This window comes from Aeromonas bivalvium (assembly GCF_000819765.1).
Lineage (GTDB): Bacteria > Pseudomonadota > Gammaproteobacteria > Enterobacterales > Aeromonadaceae > Aeromonas > Aeromonas bivalvium.
The window spans coordinates 56,386-72,092 of the sequence record NZ_CDBT01000027.1; the positions used below are offsets into that span (position 1 = coordinate 56,386).

General features: G+C 60.6%; 14 protein-coding genes and 2 pseudogenes. 14 read left to right on the forward strand and 2 right to left on the reverse strand.

Translation table 11 applies throughout. The annotated features are described in order from the left end of the window. Positions 1-180 precede the first annotated feature (180 nt). The 9 genes and pseudogenes from BN1119_RS21030 to BN1119_RS10370 all read left to right on the forward strand — a co-directional run bounded on the left by BN1119_RS21030 (position 181) and on the right by BN1119_RS10370 (position 7,161). On the forward strand, positions 181-417 hold the full coding sequence (locus BN1119_RS21030) for an RHS repeat-associated core domain-containing protein (protein WP_041997577.1): 237 nt from the start codon (positions 181-183) through the stop codon (positions 415-417). Continuing rightward, positions 417-905 carry a hypothetical protein gene (locus BN1119_RS20680; RefSeq protein WP_209434905.1) on the forward strand — a complete coding sequence of 163 codons (489 nt, stop codon included), beginning with the start codon at positions 417-419 and terminating at the stop codon, positions 903-905. The genes BN1119_RS21030 and BN1119_RS20680 overlap by 1 nt, the downstream gene beginning before the upstream one ends. Further along, positions 902-1,231, forward strand: coding sequence for an NADPH-dependent FMN reductase family protein (locus BN1119_RS20455; RefSeq protein WP_157438653.1), 330 nt, complete (start codon positions 902-904; stop codon positions 1,229-1,231). The genes BN1119_RS20680 and BN1119_RS20455 overlap by 4 nt, the downstream gene beginning before the upstream one ends. Before the next feature lie 98 nt (positions 1,232-1,329). Further along, positions 1,330-1,818 (forward strand): annotated as a pseudogene (locus BN1119_RS20460) (RHS repeat-associated core domain-containing protein); the annotation flags it as partial. A 3-nt stretch (positions 1,819-1,821) separates the two neighbouring features. Beyond that, entirely contained in the window at positions 1,822-2,175 is a 354-nt protein-coding gene (locus tag BN1119_RS20915; RefSeq protein WP_244463722.1) for an RHS repeat-associated core domain-containing protein, read from the forward strand. A gap of 282 nt (positions 2,176-2,457) precedes the next feature. Continuing rightward, a complete protein-coding gene (locus tag BN1119_RS20465; protein ID WP_157438654.1) occupies positions 2,458-2,844 on the forward strand; it encodes a hypothetical protein in 387 nt (128 codons plus the stop codon). 75 nt (positions 2,845-2,919) lie between these two features. Continuing rightward, positions 2,920-3,291: pseudogene (locus tag BN1119_RS10360) on the forward strand (DUF2931 family protein); the annotation flags it as partial. Positions 3,292-3,589: 298 nt separating this feature from the next. Continuing rightward, positions 3,590-4,957 carry an SEL1-like repeat protein gene (locus BN1119_RS10365; protein WP_084205409.1) on the forward strand — a complete coding sequence of 456 codons (1,368 nt, stop codon included), beginning with the start codon at positions 3,590-3,592 and terminating at the stop codon, positions 4,955-4,957. Positions 4,958-5,157: 200 nt separating this feature from the next. Then, positions 5,158-7,161 (forward strand): LTA synthase family protein, encoded by a 2,004-nt coding sequence (locus BN1119_RS10370; RefSeq protein ID WP_084205410.1) that lies wholly within the window; start codon positions 5,158-5,160, stop codon positions 7,159-7,161. A 65-nt stretch (positions 7,162-7,226) separates the two neighbouring features. Here BN1119_RS10370 and BN1119_RS10375 read toward each other — a convergent pair whose 3' ends face one another. Together BN1119_RS10375 and rfaD are read right to left on the reverse strand one after the other, a co-directional pair. Then, positions 7,227-8,333, reverse strand: a complete 1,107-nt coding sequence (locus BN1119_RS10375; RefSeq protein ID WP_244463721.1) for a glycosyltransferase family 4 protein — start codon at positions 8,331-8,333, stop codon at positions 7,227-7,229. A 69-nt stretch (positions 8,334-8,402) separates the two neighbouring features. Beyond that, a complete protein-coding gene (gene rfaD / locus BN1119_RS10380) occupies positions 8,403-9,359 on the reverse strand; it encodes an ADP-glyceromanno-heptose 6-epimerase (protein WP_041997584.1) in 957 nt (318 codons plus the stop codon). Between the two features lie 148 nt (positions 9,360-9,507). Between rfaD and BN1119_RS10385 the strand changes: the two genes are divergently transcribed. The 5 genes from BN1119_RS10385 (at position 9,508) to BN1119_RS10405 (ending at position 15,695) form a co-directional block, all read left to right on the forward strand. After that, positions 9,508-10,152: a TetR/AcrR family transcriptional regulator gene (locus tag BN1119_RS10385; protein ID WP_041997586.1), complete on the forward strand. Its 645-nt coding sequence runs from the start codon at positions 9,508-9,510 to the stop codon at positions 10,150-10,152. 237 nt (positions 10,153-10,389) lie between these two features. After that, positions 10,390-11,583, forward strand: coding sequence for a glycine C-acetyltransferase (locus BN1119_RS10390; protein WP_041997589.1), 1,194 nt, complete (start codon positions 10,390-10,392; stop codon positions 11,581-11,583). Positions 11,584-11,664: 81 nt separating this feature from the next. Further along, positions 11,665-12,690 carry an L-threonine 3-dehydrogenase gene (gene tdh, locus BN1119_RS10395; protein WP_041997591.1) on the forward strand — a complete coding sequence of 342 codons (1,026 nt, stop codon included), beginning with the start codon at positions 11,665-11,667 and terminating at the stop codon, positions 12,688-12,690. 181 nt (positions 12,691-12,871) lie between these two features. Beyond that, the gene (locus tag BN1119_RS10400; RefSeq protein WP_041997593.1) at positions 12,872-13,324 is read left to right on the forward strand and encodes a c-type cytochrome; all 453 of its coding nucleotides are present in this window, start codon (positions 12,872-12,874) and stop codon (positions 13,322-13,324) included. Between the two features lie 85 nt (positions 13,325-13,409). Next, complete coding sequence (locus BN1119_RS10405) at positions 13,410-15,695, forward strand: putative bifunctional diguanylate cyclase/phosphodiesterase (RefSeq protein ID WP_041997596.1); 2,286 nt, start codon at positions 13,410-13,412, stop codon at positions 15,693-15,695. Positions 15,696-15,707: the final 12 nt, after the last annotated feature.

A 15,707-nucleotide genomic window follows, 5' to 3' on the forward strand; every position in this document is an offset into this window, starting at 1 on the left:
TAAGGTGGTGAGAGCCGCAGCGACGGCACCTATCGCAGCTTCATCTACGAGCCAGGCAGCTTCAGGCACCTGGTCCAGCTGGAGGGAAAAGGGGAAGCAGCAGAGCCATATCACTACCAGCTCGATCAGATAGGCACCCCGCTGGCACTCACCAGCCATAGCGCTCAGACCGCTTGGCGAGTGCGCTATCGCGCCTATGGTAATGTCTGGAAGCAGGAGATCGCCGAGGTCGAGAGCCCGCTCCGTTTTCAGGGCCAGTACCATGACGCCGAAACCGGGCTGCACTACAACCGCCACCGCTACTACCAGCCCGACACGGGTAAATTTATCACCCCCGACCCGATAGGCTTGGCCGGTGGCTTGAACAACTACCAGTACGCCCCCAACCCCACCGGCTGGGTGGATCGCTGGGGTTGATGTTTAAAGCGGCTAATTGCCCATCAGAAGGCCCAACATCTCCCAATCCAATTGATAAGCCAAGTGAGCCACCAAGTGTAGTTGTCGCTAGAGAACGGCAAAATCAAATGCTGGTTGATGACGTGGGGTATAATATAAGTCCCACTAGCTGGGACCAATATCCGTCGATCGGGCGAGATGGGACTTTTGTAACCGATACGCGAGGGGTGATGAAGTACTTTGAAGATGCTAGGAGTGGTGAAGTAACCATTTCAAAAATAATGGCTGCCGCTATTGAAAATGATATAGGATTAAATCCAGGGTCATTATCAGAAGGTTTTAATGTGCGAGAAATAAAAGGAATAAACAGTATGAGCCCTCGTAGCCAATTATCTGGAAACGATTATTTCAAGGGGGCTGGCCAGCATCTTCCTGGGGGCGCTCCAGAGCTAGTTATAGATTCTGTACCGACATCAACCCCGATAATGTTAAGGGTGAAAGTTGAATGAAAATAATACCGAGTGATTCAATTGTTGTATCCGAACTAGCAGGGAACACAATTAAGATAAGAGTCATTGAAAAGTCTCTGGTTAATGCAATGTCTAGCCTTGGTTTTTCTCATGATGGTGATTTTATGACCCTCACCATTATCGATGAAGAGCAAAAAATAAAAATAATAAACAATTTGATTGAACATGAAGCGCTCTTTACTTATGGGCATGGATGGTATCCTTCAGAAGTAGTTGGTTTTTATAAGGATAAACATATGATATCGAAAGAGTACAATGTTATATCTTGGAGCAGCCCAAGCGAATACTCAATATGTAGAAAATAATTTCAGTTCGGCTGTTAGCTTGATGTTACTCATTTCCACAAGAAATGACATTGAAAAGGATTCTAGGACCCACACTGTTTTGATGCAGACGCAATGGGTTGAATAGGGGCGGACTGCTAGATAGCCGCACAACCTGCTACGACTACGATGCCTTCGGCCGCCGCATTCGCAAGGCGGTAACGGACGGATCCGATGAGCAGATCACCGAGCTCCTGTGGCAGGCCAACAACCTCATCGCGGAGAGCCGCAGCGACGGCACCTATCGCAGCTTCATTTACGAGCCAGGCAGCTTCAGGCCCCTGGTCCAACTGGAGGGAGAAGGGGAAGCGGCAGAGCCATATCACTACCAGCTCGATCAGATAGGCACCCCGCTGGCGCTCACCAGCCATAGCGGTCAGACCGCCTGGCGAGTGCGCTATCGCGCCTATGGCAATGTCTGGAAGCAGGAAATCGCCGAGGTCGAGAGCCCGCTCCGTTTTCAGGGCCAGTACCATGACGCCGAAACCGGGCTGCACTACAACCGCCACCGCTACTAGCAGCCCGACACGGGTAGATTTGTCACCCCCGACCCGATAGGCTTGGCCGGTGGCTTGAACAACTACCAGTACGTCCCCAACCCCACCGGCTGGGTGGATCCTCTGGGGTTAAGCAATGTGCCGGGGCAGTGTCCTAAGAGTGATTTCCCCTCGGCCCGTTCAAGAGTCCCTCCGGAACAACAGGATGTATTCGGGCAGTTTGAACGGCATCATGCAAGACAGTTTGCGGATGACGATGCCTTAGTCAGTGCATTTGAAGAGGTGAGAGAAAAAGAATCACCATGGCCAGTGGGCTTTACGCCAAAAACGCAAACCATGAATGCTGGCGAAGAAATACGGATGATTGTAAATAGAGGTGCAGAGAATACTCCCGGGAGATTTGCCACCACTGATGACATTCCAAACTAAAGTTATGGCAGGAACATTCTTGCCATAAAAGAAGAATGGAAAGAGACCTTGGATTTAGTCGTTACCTATAGGCTAAGAAAATCTTTAGATGTACTGAGTGGGCCTGTAGGACCACAGATAGAGCGCCTACCTGACGGAAGATATAACTACCTGCCCGGCGGGGGGGCAAGTGAAATTAAACGATGAGGCGTGGGCAGCAGCAAGACCAAACAAATATAATTAATACACTAACAGCCATTATTTTGACATTGTTAAGATAGAAGAGCTACCACAGGACTAACCATGAAGCAGGACATATTCAAATATATCAAGAATGGCTCTCGTCACCTAGTATCATGGATGCACTCAGGTGTTGAGGTAACTATAGATTGTACAGATGACACTGCTGCATTTATGTCAAAAGATCAACAACATATTGTTGTGGAAAACTGGAAAGATAAAAAGCTGGAAATTTATTCAGCTCGTGGTGACAAGCTAGGAGCCATATCAATTGAAAGCAATATGTTTAGTTATAGAGGGCTTAACTACTGTCATACTTCTTCATCAGGAATATCCATAATCGTCATACCAAAAGATGGTTTATTTGATAACCCTCATGATGATTTAATTCAACTAGATGTTGATGTTAAAAATATGAAAATTGGTAAAAAGGTAGCCATCTATCGGTAGTCAGTGAAGAATAAAAATATTGGGACACCCACCATCGACTGCATTACCTTGGCACCCCGCTGGCACTCACCAGCCATAGCGGTCAGACCGCCTGGCGATTTGGAGCAACAGATGCGCCAGGTCTACTCAGTCGAGGGACGGTATGACAGGCGAAATCGCCTCTACTTTGGCCTGGCTCCCGGTGGTTATTTTGAGGTTGTGCTAACCGGTGGCGGATTGCAACTAAGCCCTGACCTGCTGCTCACTCGCGGTATCGCCGAAGAGGTGACCGACGATTGGTATGACAAGAAAGTTCCGGTGGCCCGCCAATATGGCATGGATGATTTCGACAAGAAATATGGCGAGCTATTCAAACAATACCCGTTGCCACTCGGTATGGACTGGGCCCCCATCATGGATGACTACCGCGCCAAACAACCCAGGACGGATCTTGAGCCAGTCAACTAAACACTCTTGACCACAATGTTGGCCATCTGCATTCAGGCGGTCAACATTCCCTCTCTACACCGTCATTACCATCCTGTGCTCCCCGCTGAAAGTCACCGCGACGGCTGGCCGGAAAGAGGCCCCCTGAGCCAAGCCCAACCTCTGGACAACAAGCAGGGCAGTCCTCAAGCCCAAAGGAATAGAAAGATCGGGCATCCTCGATGCCAACAATATGCGAATAGTCCTGATACGGCAGCTAACTGTCCCAACCAGCCATTCGCCAACAGCCATTCACTAACCACCCCGTGAACCAATTACCATGAAAAAACTCTCCCCCGTATTGCTTGTATTACTGCTCGCCGGCTGTATCAGCCAGTCCAGCCACGTATCCGATGCCGAGTTGCAAACCGCCGCCCAGCAGGGCCAGGGTCAGGCCCAGTATGAGCTGGCCGAGCGACTGGCTGCCAAGCCTGACTATCCTGCAGCCATGGGCTGGATGAAACGGGCCAGCGAGCTTGGCACTCTCAACACAGACGCCGAACTGAGGGGCAAGGCGGCGCTGCAGGTCGGCAACTGGTATCAGGCCGGCCTGGGTGAGCCCAGAAACCTGACTCGGGCCAGAGAATGGTGGCAAAACGCCGCCAGGCTCGGCAACGAGGAGGCCGGTTATCAACTTGGCCTCGATTGCCAGACCCGCCACGGGGGCAAGTTGGTCGAGGAGTGTCTCGACTGGCTGACCCCGGCCGCCGAAGAGGGCCATGCACAGGCTCAGTTGCTGCTGGGACAGTGGTATGCCACTCAGCCCGATGGCAGCGAGGAGGCGCTGCACTGGCTGACCGCGTCCGCCAAGCGGGGAGATCGCCAGGCTCAGTACCAGCTGGGGCAGCGTTATGAGCAGGGGCTCGGCGTCACCCAGAGTCAAGAGATCGCCACCCAATGGTATAAGCAGGCCGCCGACCAGCAACAGCCCGACGCCCTGCTGATCCTGGCCAAACGAGCCGATGCCAAAGAGGCCACCGATCTCTACCAAAGAGCCGCCGATGGGGGCTCCGCCGAGGCGCAGCTCTGGCTGGGCCTAGCCTATATGAAGGGGGATCCTCTGGCACACAACCCGAGCCAGGGACACTACTGGCTCACCCTGGCGGCAGGACAGGGCAACCATGAGGCCGAGTATCAGCTCAGCTTGCAGCAGAGCGAGGCCGATCAGCGGGAACGCTGGCTGACCCTGGCCGCCGATGGCGGTCTGGCCCGCGCCCAGTACGATCTGGGTCAGTTGCACCAGCAGGCGGGTGATCTCGAGGGGGCAAGGCGCGAATATGCCAGAGCGGCGGCGCAGCATGAGGTGGATGCCCGCTACGCCTATGGCGAGATGCTCCGCCTGGGCCAGGGGGGCAAGGCCGACTATGGCGCCGCCTTCAAGGAGTATCGCCTGGCCGCCAATCAGGGCCACCAGCCGTCCCAATACCGCATGGGCATGATGCGTGAACAGGGACTGGGGGCGCCGCGCAACCAGATCCAGGCCTATGCCTGGTACCTGCTCGCGGCCACCAATGGCGAGCCGCAAGCGTCCCAGGCCCGCGACGAGCTGGAGCAGGCCCTGCAAGCCAAGGAGAAACAGGCGGGCCAGAAGCTGGCACAACACTGGTACGTCAAGCTGGGGGGGCAGGCCCATCCCTTCCCCGGTTGAGCCCCTCGTCCCTACGCAAGCAAGAAACCCTTCACGGCTCGCCGCGAGTTTCCTTATCATAGGGGTCGATGTCGCCCGCCGTTGGGGCGTGCCCGCAGCAAGCGGCGGGTCGCATCCTGGCCCGGCGCCACGGGCCATGGCATCACGATCTCCGATCGGCCCCCAGGGGCCGGTTTTATTGGTAGTGAATGGACACTTGCATGTATCAAACAAGACTGCGCACCCTGCTGGGCACCCTGGGCTACCAGCTGCTCTGGCTGGTACTGATCCTGATGGCGGCCCGCTATCTGATGCTGGACCACTTCGTCGAGCCCGCACAACTGCAGGATCGGGCCGACGATCTGCGGCGCATGTGGCTGACCGGATTGCGCTACGACCTGCGCATCGCCGGCATGGCGCTTTCCCCCTTCGTCCTGGTCGGGCTCATGCTGGCGGCGGGCGAACGCGGCTGGCAGGGCATGCAGCGCTGGGCCCCGCGCCTGCTGGGGCTGACGGCCTTTCTCATCGGCGCCGTCGCCATCGGCAACTACTACTACTACCAGACCTATCACACCCACATAGACGTGTTCGCCTTCGGCCTGGTCGAAGACGACACCCAGGCCGTGCTGGCCAACATGTGGCAGGACTATCCCATCATCAAGGGGCTGGCCCTGGCGCTGCTGCTGGGCTGGCTGCCGGCCCGCTGGGCCAGGCGTACGCTGGCCCGCACCGGCCACAAGCCCTGGCCCCTGCCCGTCTTCATCGTCTACCTGCTCATCGCCCTGACCCTGCTGTTTGTCATCAGCCGTGGCAGCGTGGGCACCTTCCCCCTGCGCCGCGGCAACGCCCAGGTATCGGATCTGCTCGCCCTCAACAAGCTGACCCCGAACGGCCTGATGGCCATCGACTGGGCCATCAAGGACAGGGCGGAGGACATCGTCTTCACCCCGGTCAGCCAGGCCGAGGGAGAGGCTCTGCTTGAGCGCAGCGGGCTCGGCTCCCTGATGGCGCGCACCCCGGTCAATCCCTGGCTCGCCGCCCACAAGCCCCATGTGGTGATGGCGCTGATGGAAAGCTTTGGCAGCAACATGCTGGCCTTCGATGAGCCGGGCAAGAACGACCTGCTCGGCAGTCTGCGCCCCCACTTCAAAGAAGACTTCGTCTTCAAACGCTTCCTGTCGGAAGACAACGGCACGGCCCCCTCCCTGGCCGCCCTCTTCTTCCACAGCCCGGTGCAGAACATCAGCCACAGCTCGGCCCAGCACCAGACCCTGAGCGGTACCCCGTTTGCCCTCTACAAACAGGCGGGTTACAAGCTGGTCTTCATCTCCCCGGGCAACATGATGTGGCGCAACCTGGTCAATTACCTGCCGGTGCAGGGGGTCGACGAGGTCTATGACCAGAATGCCCTGATCAAGCGCTACCCCGAGGCCGCCAAGGAGGTCACCGCCTGGGGCGTACCCGATGACTACGCCTATCGCCTGGCCCGCACCCTGCTGGAGCAATCCCGCGAGCCGCTCTTCATCAGCATTCTCACCATCACCAATCACCCTCCCTACGAGACGCCGGCCCGCTACCAGCCGCAGCCGACCACCCCCACCCCCAGGGTCATGGCCCATGCCGAGGATGGCGACATAGAGCAGGCCAACATCCTCAGGACCTATCAGTTCGCCGCCGATGCCCTCGGCCGATTCGTCAGCGCCATCAAGGGATCCCCCCTGAGGGACAAGACGCTGATCGCCGCCAGCGGCGATCACCAGATGCGCCGCCTCAAGGCCTTCTACCCCCGCGAACAGGTGCTGGATCGGGCCGTACCCTTCTACCTCTATGTGCCCAAGACCATACTGGCCCACAGCCGGTGGCACTTCGATCCCCTGCGGGTCGGCTCCCACAAGGACATCTTCCCCACCCTCTATGGCTTCAGCCTGTCGGACACCCCCTATCAGACCCTGGCCGGGCGCAACATGCTGGCCCCGGTCGATGACCCGCGGCGCGCCTTCGGCTACAACGTCACCCTCTGGATCGATGACAAGGGCGCCTATCCCATGAGCGGCAAGCCCAGCTTCTACCCCTGGCAGGATGACCGCCAGCTGGAGGTGAAAGAGCAGGCACAACCCGTCAGCGAGGCGCAGCAGGCCCGCCAGCAGGCACTGCCCGAGCTGTTGCGCTGGCAGCTCAACAGCCGGATCAAGGGCTTCACCGAGCCGCAGACCGCGGCCCACTGAGGGGCCATCCAGCAAAAAGGCTTCCCGCGGGAAGCCTTTTTCATTGTGCCTGAAGGGTTTGTGTCTCAGCCCTGATACCGGCGGGCCAGCTCATCCAGGTGATGGCTCATGGAGAACTCCCGCTGTGCCCGCTCCCGGGCCGCCATCCCCAACCGCTGGCGCAGCGACTCATCCACCAGCAAGCTGGCTATCTGGCCGGCGAGGGCGGCCGGGTCGGTGGGGGTCGCCAGCAGGCCCGCCTCCCCCAGCACTTCGGGCACGGCCCCCGTGCTGGCACCGACGATGGCCTTGCCTGCCGCCATCGCCTCGATCACCGTCAGGCCGAACGCCTCGTTATGGGAGGGGATGGCCACCAGATCCATGGCTTGCAGCATGCGCTGGGTATCGCGGCGAAAGCCGGTCAGCAGCACCCTCTCCTGCACGCCCGCCTCGTTGATGCGCTGGCGCAGTGCCGCCACCACCTTTTCGTCCGACCCTTCGCTGGCCTGAGTACCGCCCACGATCAGCAGGTGCAGCCTGGGGTGCGCCTGCGCCAGCAGCAGGAAGGCCTCCAGCAGATCGGGCTGGCCCTTGCCCCGGCCAATCCGGCCCAGCACCCCGAGCAGCAGGGCATCCTCTGCTATCCCCAGTTCGGCGCGTATCTCCGCGGCGGGCTCATCGCACCGGGTCAGATCGGTGCCAAGCCAGAGCCGTTCGATGCGTGAGGCCGGCAGCGGCAGCGCCTTGAGATTGCGGCGGCGGGTCTCGTCGCTGATGGAGAGCACCAGATCCACCCTGCCGTAGATCCAGCGATGGAGTGGATCCCGCTTGGGCCGGGTCGCCCCCATGTGCTCGGTGAACAGCAGCCGCAGCGGCCACAGGCGCTTGAGCAGGGCCGCCAGCAGCAGATCCCCCGACTTGTGGCAGTGCACCAGCCGGATGTCCCGCGCCTTGAGCCAGCGGCGCAGGGTCAGCAGCTGGCGCAGTCCCTGGCCGCGGGAGTCCAGCTCGAACACCTCGAACCCTTGCGCCTTCATGCCCTCGGCCACCTTGCTGCCGCGCAGCGCCAGACCATGGACCCGCCAGCCGCGCGCCATCATGCCGCTGCCGACCCGCAGCGGGTACATCTCCAGGCCGCCCCAGCCCTGGGAGAGACAAATATGCAGCAACCCCGTCATCTCACTCGCCTTCATGTTCTTGCTCGCCTTCGCCCAAACAGAGAGGGCGCCGGAGAGGGCGCCCTGACATGACATAAACCTGACTCAGCGGTTCAGCCAGGCCATGTAATCGGCCACACCCTCGGCCACCGTCTTGAACTCGTCGGGGTAGCCGGCGGCGTGCAAGCGGGTCAGATCCGCCTGGGTGAAGCTCTGGTAACGGCCCTTGAGGTGATCCGGGAAGGGGATGTACTCGATGGCCCCTTGCTGATGATGCTTGATCACCGCCTCGGCCACGTGCTGGAACGGCTCTGCCCGGCCGGTGCCGCAGTTGAAGATGCCGGATTGCTGCGGGTTCTGCCAGAACCAGAGGTTGACCTTGCAGACGTCATCCACATAGATGAAGTCGCGCATCTGGCCGCCGTCGGGGAAGCCGTCGCAGCCCTCGAACAGCTTGGGATTCTCCCCCTTCTTCACCTGGGTGTTGAGGTGGAAGGCAACCGAAGCCATGGCGCCCTTGTGCTGCTCGCGCGGGCCATAGACGTTGAAGTACTTCAGACCGACTACCTGGGAGTTGATCTCCGGCAGCCAGCGGCGCACGTACTGGTCGAACAGCTGCTTGGAGTAGCCGTAGACGTTGAGGGGCTGCTCGAACCGGGGATCTTCGATGAAGTTGTCGTTGCGCCCGCCATAGGTCGCGGCGGAAGAGGCATAGATGAAGGGGATTTCCCGCTCGATGCAGTAGTGGAACAGATCCTTGGAGTACTCGTAGTTGACCTCCATGATGAACTTGCCGTTCCACTCAGTGGTGGCGGAGCAGGCCCCTTCGTGGAAGATCACCTCGATGCCGCCGTCCCACTCCTCGAACTCGTCACCGGAGACGATCCGCGCCTGGAATTCATCCTTGTCCATGTAGTCGGCAATGGTCAGATCCACCAGGTTGACGAACTTGGTGCCATCGGTCAGATCGTCGATGACCACCACATCGGTTCGTCCCATGGCATTGAGTTGCTTGACCAGATTGCTGCCGATAAAGCCTGCACCGCCCGTTACTACGATCATGGAGTTTGCCTCGTCTGCGTTGATGCCCACCGTGTGACGGCCGATTAAAGCTGTGTATAGTGAGCCAATTTGAAATTGCCGAAAAGTCTATCACGGGCCGCCAGGGGATACGACCTCGACGCAAGGCGGCCCGGCAGAGGGAACCGCGATGAAAACCAGAGACAGGATCATTCACAGCGCCATCGAACTGTTCAACGATCAGGGCGAACGCAACATCACCACCAACCACATCGCCGCCCACCTCGGCATCAGCCCGGGCAACCTCTACTACCACTTTCGCAACAAAGAAGACATCATCCACTCCATCTTCGACCAGTACGCCCGCCATCTCAGCGAGAGCTTCACCCCGGCCCGCAGCACCGAGATCCGGCTCGACGATCTGATGGGCTACCTGGACGCCATCTTCTACCTGATGTGGCAGTTCCGCTTCTTTTACGCCAATCTGCCGGACATCCTCAGTCGCGACGAACTGCTGCAACACAAGTACCTCAAGGCCCAGGAGCAGCTGCGTGCCGCCGTGGAGGCGCTGCTCAGAAGCCTGCGCGAAGGGGGCATCATAGCGGTCAGCGACGCCGATCTGCCGGATCTTGGCCAGACCATCAAGATGGTGGTCACCTGCTGGATCCCCTTCCAGATTGCCCAGGCGCCCCATACCCGCATCACCAAGCCCTTGCTTTATCAGGGGGTCTTGCGAGTGCTCTTCCTGCTGCGCCCCTATGTGCAGCCCCAGGTCGCTCCCCGGATCCAGCAACTGGAACAACACTACCGCCAGCTGGCACAGCTGGGCGGCTGAGGGCGGAACTCGCCCGACATGGCGGGCCGCGCCGCTCATCCGGAGCGGAAGAGGCAGGCCAGACGGCTCCCTTTCTCAGGATCGGCGGTGCGGTCAGTGCCAGTTGGCACAAGGCTTCGGGTGATCTGTTTCACACATGTTGAATATCAGCATAATAATTTGAATTGATGGGACGCAGTTGCAGTAAAATGTTGCCCAATGTTGATAAACCGCTGTAATAGCCAATGAGGTTCGAGGATGTCTAACGGATTCTATCGCCACCTGACCGAGCAGCTTGACCAAGTGCAGGCAGAAGGACTCTACAAGCAGGAGCGCATCATCAGCTCGGCGCAGCAGGCAAGCATAGAGGTCGGCCAGCAGCAGGTGCTGAACTTCTGTGCCAACAACTATCTCGGCCTGGCCAACCACCCCGAGCTGATTGCCGCCGCCAAGGCAGGCCTCGACAGCCATGGCTTCGGCATGGCCTCGGTGCGCTTCATCTGCGGCACCCAGGACAGCCACAAGGTGCTGGAGCAGAAGCTCTCCGCCTTCCTCGGCACCGAGGACACCATCCTCTACTCCTCCTGTTTCGATGCCAACGGCGGTCTGTTCGAGACCCTGTTCGGCGCCGAGGACGCCATCATCTCCGATGCCCTCAACCACGCCTCCATCATCGACGGCGTGCGGCTGTGCAAGGCCAGGCGCTACCGCTATGCCAACAACGACATGGCCGAACTGGAAGCCCAGCTCAAGCAAGCCCAAGCCGATGGTGCCCGCTTCAAGCTGATCGCCACCGACGGCGTCTTCTCCATGGACGGTGTCATCGCCGACCTCAAGTCCATCTGCGATCTGGCGGACAAATATGACGCCCTGGTGATGGTGGATGACTCCCACGCCGTCGGTTTCATCGGCGAGAACGGCCGCGGCACCCACGAATACTGCGATGTGCTGGAGCGGGTCGACATCATCACGGGCACCCTGGGCAAGGCCCTCGGCGGCGCCTCCGGCGGCTACACCAGTGGCAAAAAAGAGGTGATCGACTGGCTGCGTCAACGCTCCCGCCCCTACCTGTTCTCCAACTCCCTGGCCCCTTCCATCGTCTCGGCCACCATCAAGGTGCTCGAGCTGCTGGAACAGGGTCACGACCTGCGCGCCCGCCTGAAAGAGAACAGCGACTACTTCCGTGCCCGCATGAGCGCCGCCGGCTTCACCCTGGCCGGGGCCGATCACGCCATCATCCCGGTCATGCTGGGGGACGCCAAGCTGGCCGCGGAGATGGCGAGCCGCATGCTGGCCGAGGGCATCTATGTGGTGGGCTTCTCCTTCCCCGTGGTGCCCAAAGGTCAGGCGCGCATTCGCACCCAGATGTCCGCCGCCCACACCCGCGAACAGCTGGACCGGGCCATCGATGCCTTCATCCGCATCGGCCGCGACCTGAACATCATTCAATAAACAGCGAGGGGCCGACAGGCCCCTTCTTGAACCGACCCATAGCTCAACCTCTGCACCGGGCCCGACCCGTGAGGAACCGTCATGAAAGCACTCTCCAAACTCAAATCCGAACCCGGCATCTGGATGACGGATGTGCCCGCCCCCGAGCTCGGCCACAATGACCTGCTGATCAAGATCCGCAAGACCGCCATCTGCGGCACCGACATGCACATCTACAACTGGGACGAGTGGTCCCAGAAGACCATCCCCGTGCCCATGGTGGTCGGCCACGAGTATGTCGGCGAGGTGGTCGCCATCGGTCAGGAGGTGCGCGGCTTCGCGGTGGGGGATCGCGTCTCCGGCGAGGGGCACATCACCTGCGGTCATTGCCGCAACTGCCGCGCTGGCCGCACCCACCTGTGCCGCAACACGGTCGGGGTCGGGGTCAACCGCCCGGGCAGCTTCGCCGAATACCTGGTGATCCCGGCCTTCAACGCCTTCAAGCTGCCGGACAACATCCCGGATGAGCTGGCCGCCATCTTCGATCCGTTCGGCAACGCCGTGCACACCGCCCTCTCCTTCGATCTGGTGGGCGAAGACGTGCTCATCACGGGGGCAGGCCCCATCGGCATCATGGCCGCCGCCGTCTGCCGCCATGTGGGCGCCCGCCACGTGGTGATCACCGACGTCAACGAGTACCGCCTCGAACTGGCCCGCAAGATGGGGGCCACCCGCGCCGTCAACGTCAGCAAGGAGAAGCTCTCCGACGTGATGGCAGATCTCGGCATGACCGAAGGCTTCGACGTGGGGCTGGAGATGTCCGGCGTGCCCTCCGCCTTCCAGGACATGCTGGCCAAGATGAACCATGGCGGCAAGATCGCCATGCTCGGCATTCCCCCCTCCACCATGGCGATCGACTGGAACCAGGTCATCTTCAAGGGGCTGTTTATCAAGGGGATCTATGGCCGCGAGATGTTCGAGACCTGGTACAAGATGGCGAGCCTGATCCAGTCCGGGCTGGATCTCTCCCCCATCATCACCCACCACTTCCACATCGACGACTTCCAGCAAGGCTTCGATGCCATGGGCTCTGGCCAATCCGGCAAGGTGATCCTGAGCTGGGATTGAACGGCTGACCGAAGGATATGACCCAGCAACCCGGCTCAGGCCGGGTTGCTGCCATCCGTGGCCAGGAGCCGGATCCGGCGCACAGACTGCTTAACACTTCACACACAAGCGTTTAAATGCCTGTAACTATTCGGTTATAATCCCGTCGTTTCTAGGGATAATAAGAGCCTGCTGGGAGTACATGAGCGTGTTGAGAAAACTGAGCTGTTTACTGGTCGCCGGTATCGCGGTCGCCAGCCTGTCCGGCGCCGCGTTCGCCGCCGACGAAATGTCGCCGGAAGCCATCGCCGAACGGATCAAGCCCGTGGGTGATGTCTATACCGCCAAGGATCTGGAAGGGATAGCCCCGGCGGCCACGGCCAGCACCACGGCCGCCTCCGGCCCCCGTGATGGTGAGACCGTCTACAAGGGCGCCTGCTTCGCCTGCCACGATACCGGCGCCGCCGGGGCACCCAAGCGCGGTGACAAGGCTGCCTGGGAACCCCGCATTGCCCAGGGCTTCGATACCCTGCGCAAGCATGCCATCGAAGGCTTCACCGGCCAGGCTGGCATGATGCCGCCACGGGGTACCTGCGCGGCCTGTAGTGATGAAGAGATCGAGAATGCCATCCACTACATGACGGACAATCTCTAAGTCATTGAAAGGGCCGCAATTGCGGCCCTTTTATTCTCTTGGCTTGCGACTACCCTTGTAGGGTAGCGTCACTCGGGAGTCCATGATGTCTGTCTACTCTCTGGAGCAGGATGCCTCTCCCCTGCTGGCGCTGGTCGCCTCCATCCTCGCCTTTCCCCCTGCTGCCCAGGCCAGCCCGGCGCACTACCGGCGCCTGTTTACCGATCTGCGGCAATGGACTCCCCTGCACCAGATTGGCCTGCTGGGCCTCAGCCCCCATGGCCCTGTCTGGCACTACGAAGAGGGGCTGGCCCCCGGCCTCAAGGCCCAGCTCGGCCGGGAAGAGCCAGGGCTGAGCGAGGGGCTGGCCGCCCTGGATGGCCAGCAAGGCTGGTGCGTGCTGCCGGTGCAGGATGACAGGATCCAGTGGCTGCTGGTGCAGGGTGAACCCCATGAGCAGGCGGGCCTGCGGCTGCTGCTCGAATGCCTGGCCAAGCGACTGGCGGAGGCCAGTACCCACGCCAGACTGACCGATCCGGCGTCGCCCCTCTTCGGCCGAGACCCCGACTGGCAGCACAAGATTGAGCAGATCAATCGCATCCTGCGCCTGGCCAACAGCCTGCCGACCCAAGCGCTGCTGGCCCAGCTCGATGGCGTGCTGCAAAGCAGCCTTGGGCTGCACCAGCTGCACCTGATGCGGCTCGGGCCCAAGGAGGCCAGCCACCTCTATCCCCACCCCTTCCTGGGGGAGGATGGTTTCCTGCGCGGGCTCTGCCATGAGACCAATCCGACCGAGCGCGAACAGGACGGACTCTACTGGTACAGCATGCCGCTTAGGTTGCAGCAGCACTACTTCGCCCACTTGCTGCTGGCCACCATCCGGCCGCTGGGCGCCGATGATCGCCTCTTTCTCGATTTCCTGCGCAACCAGCTCACCCTGCTGCTCGAGCTGGGCCAGATCCGCCAGCAACTGAACGACTTCAATTCGCCGGATCGGCTCAACCACCGATTGCAGCTGCTGCGCCAGGCCAATCTGCGCCTGCAAAAACAGTTGCGCCAGCATCAGGAACTGGAGCGCAAACTGCAGTTCGATGCCCTGCACGACCCCCTCACCGGCCTGGCGAACCGCAGCCTGCTGATGGATCACCTGCAACACGCCATGAGCCATTACCAGCGTCATGGCGGCGTCGGCTTCACCCTGATCTTCCTCGACATAGACCACTTCAAGCAGATCAATGACGAGCTGGGGCATGGCAATGGCGACCTGCTGCTCAAGGAGCTGGGGCGTCGTCTGCAGGGCTGCCTGCGCCAGAACGATCTGGTGGCTCGGCTCGGCGGCGACGAGTTCGTCATCTATCTGGACAACAGCCTGGGGGAGGAGGGGGCCGGACCTGTGCTCAACCGCATCATGGCTCGCCTGGCCTACCCCTTCCGGCTGACGGGCATGGAGCAGACGATCACGGTCAGCATGGGGGTGGCCAGCGTGTCGGCGCAGACCCAGGAGGTGAGCGAGCTGCTCCATCAGGCGGATCTCGCCATGTATCGGGCCAAGCGCAATGGCCGCGCCCGGGTGGTGCACTATTCGGCCGAGTGTGCGGAGCAGGCCTGGTCCTCGCCGGAGGAGCAGCTGACCAACGCCCTGGCCGAAGGGCGCATCCTGCCCTACTTCCAGCCGGTGATCCGGCTCGAGGACAACTGCCTGGTGGGACTGGAAGTCATGGCCCGCTGGGTCACCCGGGAAGGGGAGCTCAAGGATGCCTTCGACTTCATTCCGCTGGCGGAGCAATGCGGCCTGATCGAGGCCCTGGATCACAAGATACTGCGCCAGGCCTGCCAGCAGCTGAGGCTCTGGCTGCCGAGGGCGGACCTGCGCAAGTTCAAGCTGGCCATCAACCTGTGCGGCCAGCACCTGGCAAGCGAGCCTGCCGTGCAGGCCCTGCTCGACATCATCGCGGCCGAGGGGGTCTACGCTGGCTACCTTATCTTCGAGTTCAACGAGCGGGAGCTGTCGCGCCAGGATGCCGACATCATCACCCGCCTCCACGAACTGAGGGCCAGAGGGATACAGATCAGCCTGGACGACTTCGGCTCGGGCTTCTCCTCCCTCAACTCCCTGTTTCACTACCCGGTGGACTACGTCAAGGTAGACGATGGCTTCACCCACCGTATGCTGCACTCCCCCAAGGATTTGGCACTGATCCGCGCCATGCGCGACATCTGCCGCGACCTGGATCTCGCCCTGGTGGTCGAAGGGATAGAGAGTCAGGCGCAACTGCACCAGCTGATCGAGCTGGGTTGCCCCTTCGGCCAGGGGCGTTACATATCCCCTCCACTCCCCGGCAGCGACATCACCCCCTTGCTGGGGCCTGAAACTGGGCTGGATCCGGACTAGCCTCTTCGCCGA